This window comes from Candidatus Infernicultor aquiphilus, assembly GCF_002784285.1.
Lineage (GTDB): Bacteria > Atribacterota > Phoenicimicrobiia > Phoenicimicrobiales > Phoenicimicrobiaceae > Infernicultor > Infernicultor aquiphilus.
This window is the reverse complement of sequence record NZ_PFKO01000192.1, coordinates 1-2,637: the sequence shown is the minus strand read 5'-3', so window position 1 is coordinate 2,637 and position 2,637 is coordinate 1. Positions and strand designations below refer to the sequence as shown.

The following is a 2,637-nucleotide window of genomic DNA, read 5'->3' as shown; positions in this document are numbered from 1 at the left end:
TGCCTTCCTTAAAAAAAATGTTTTTCATTATATTACTTATTAATTCCTCTGAACCCCTTTTAGTTAACGAAACTACAGTAGGTCCTGAACCGCTTAGGGCTACCCCTGCTAAACCTGTTCTCTTTATTTGAGAAAACATCTCTTCGATTCCTGGTATAAAGGGAGCCCTAAAAGGCTGGTGTAGCTTATCCTCCATAGCCTCTGCTAATACTTCCCAATTTGAATTCTGTAACGCATTAACCAGAAGGGCAGACCGGCTTAAATTAAATACCGCATCGACAAGGGAGGTCTTAGATGGTAACACTCTTCTCATCTCTTCGGTGCTTAAAGAAAAATCCGGTATCGCTAACACAGCTCGTAAATCAGCCGGAGTATCTATCCTGGCCCACTTTATCTCCTCTTGCTCTGTTTTATAGGCTAAGGTAAGCCCTCCCATTAAAGCAGGGACAATATTATCCAGGTGTCCCTCTAAAGAAAGAGCTAATTCCAGCATCTCTTGAAAAGATAGTTCAATCTTACAGATTCTGGCTGCTCCCATTATTCCTCCTATTATTGCGGCTGCGCTACTACCCAACCCTCTGGTAACTGGAATTTGATTAAAAGTCTTTATCTTTAATCCTTTTTTAGATTTATCCTGACCTATCTTTTTTAAAACTAGTTCAGCTGATTTGCCGATTAAAGTATCCTTTTTGACCGAAAACTTTTCTGCCCCTTCTCCCTGGTATTCAATAACCAAACCTTTTTCTGTCTCTTCTATCTCCAGATTTAAATATAATTTTAAAGCCAAGCCCAGGCAATCAAAACCCGGTCCTAAGTTAGCGGTAGTCGCCGGAACTCTAATTTTTATCATAGATTCTCTCCTTTGAATTCGTTAGCTAGTTAATTGGTTAATTGGTTAGCTAGTTTAATACTAAATCCTCAACCAACCGGCTAACCTTGTAATTCTTTTCTTTTTACTCATTACATATTACTCATTACTTTATTCTATACGCGATATTTGATACTAATTTATCTTCTAGCTCCTGGATTCTGGCTTCTTCCTTCTTCACTATACACTAAACGCTGCGCGCTCTACACTAATTTAAATTTCCACCACTCTAATGGTACTGCATATTTTTTCTACGCATTCTAAGCGAGCAACTTCCTTTAAAGCCTCCTGTACACTACCTTCTTTGGCCTGATGGGTTAAAAAAACAATATCTACTACTTCTCCGGCCTCTCCCTTTTGTATAACCGAAAGAAAGCTGACTTTTTTCCTGGCGAAAACGCTGGCAATCTCTGCTAAGACCCCGGGCCTATCTTTTACTCTAATCCTTAAATAATAAGGAGAATAAGTTTGGCTGAAATCCCTGATCTTTTTCTTTTCAAAATAGTTATAGCGATTATTGTAATTATCATAATTTTTAATTATATCTACTATATCACTGACAATCATGCTTCCCGCAGGTAAAGCTCCGGCTCCCAGACCGGAAAATGTTAGGTCTCCAAACTCTCCTCCCCGAACTAAAATTCCATTGTAGGCACCGCCAATATTAGCCAAAGCATGCCTTTTAGGTATTAATGCCGGATGAACCCTTATATCTAAATCCGGACCTGTGTTTCGGGCCAAAGCCAAGAGTTTAATGGTATAGCCTAACTCTCGGGCATATCCGATATCCAGCTTAGAAATATTTCTTATCCCTTCGTAATAGATATTGTTCGGATCGATCTTCGCTCTGAAGGCAATGGCAGAAAGAATAAATATCTTGTTAAAGGCGTCAAACCCATCAATGTCTTTGCGTGGGTCGGCCTCGGCATACCCCTTCTCCTGAGACTCTTTTAAGGCCTCTTCATAATCTTTGCCCTCTTCGCTCATCTTGGTGAGAATATAATTGGTCGTACCGTTTAAAATTCCCATTATTTCTTTTAATTTGTAGGAAGTAAGGGAATTAGAAAGCGCCCCGATAATAGGAATTCCGCTGGCAACGCTTGCCTCAAAAAGAAAATTCACTTTATTTTCCCGGGCTAAATCTAAAATCTCATATCCCGCTTTGGCTATCACTTCTTTGTTGGCAGTAACCACGTGTTTTCCTGAGTTGAGAGCTTGCATAATCAGGCTTTTTGCCGGCTCAAAACCGCCTATGGTCTCTACTATGATATCAATTTCCGGGTCAGCAACTACCTCCTGGGCGGAGTTGGTAAAAATTTTATAAAGATTTTTGTCGAGAAGAATTTTATCCTTGTCTTTATCTGCTAATTTTTTTAATACTATTTTTTTTGGATATATCTTTTGCTCGATAAATTCTTTATTTTCCTGCAAAATCTTAATAGTGCCCTGACCTACCGTACCCAATCCTAATATGCCGATATTTATGATTTCTTTTTTCACAATTATCTACCACCCTTTCAATTATAAAAAAATCTTTCGCCTTATATGTTAAATATAAAGACGAAAGATTTTCGTGGTTCCACTTTATTTCCCTGAAAATAACATGTTTTCAGGGCTCTATTAATAGCTGTATGGGTCCTCTCCCGAAAGATTTACTCTTTTTACAAGATTCATCTTAGCCTCCGGGCTGGTCTTCGATTAAAAAATTTTAATCTACTCTTCCCATCATCGGCCTATTATTAAATTTTTATAATTTTAACACCCGAATT

2 protein-coding genes are annotated in these 2,637 nt (G+C 38.4%); both read right to left on the bottom strand.

Annotation, left to right across the window (positions count from 1 at the left end):
• The coding region (gene thrB / locus COZ07_RS05125) for a homoserine kinase (protein WP_406607505.1) at window positions 1–850 on the bottom strand (850 nt) is incomplete at its 3' end.
• 231 nt (window positions 851–1,081) lie between these two features.
• Window positions 1,082–2,368, bottom strand: a complete 1,287-nt coding sequence (locus tag COZ07_RS05120; RefSeq protein WP_406607504.1) for a homoserine dehydrogenase — start codon at window positions 2,366–2,368, stop codon at window positions 1,082–1,084.
• Between the last annotated feature and the right edge of the window lie 269 nt (window positions 2,369–2,637).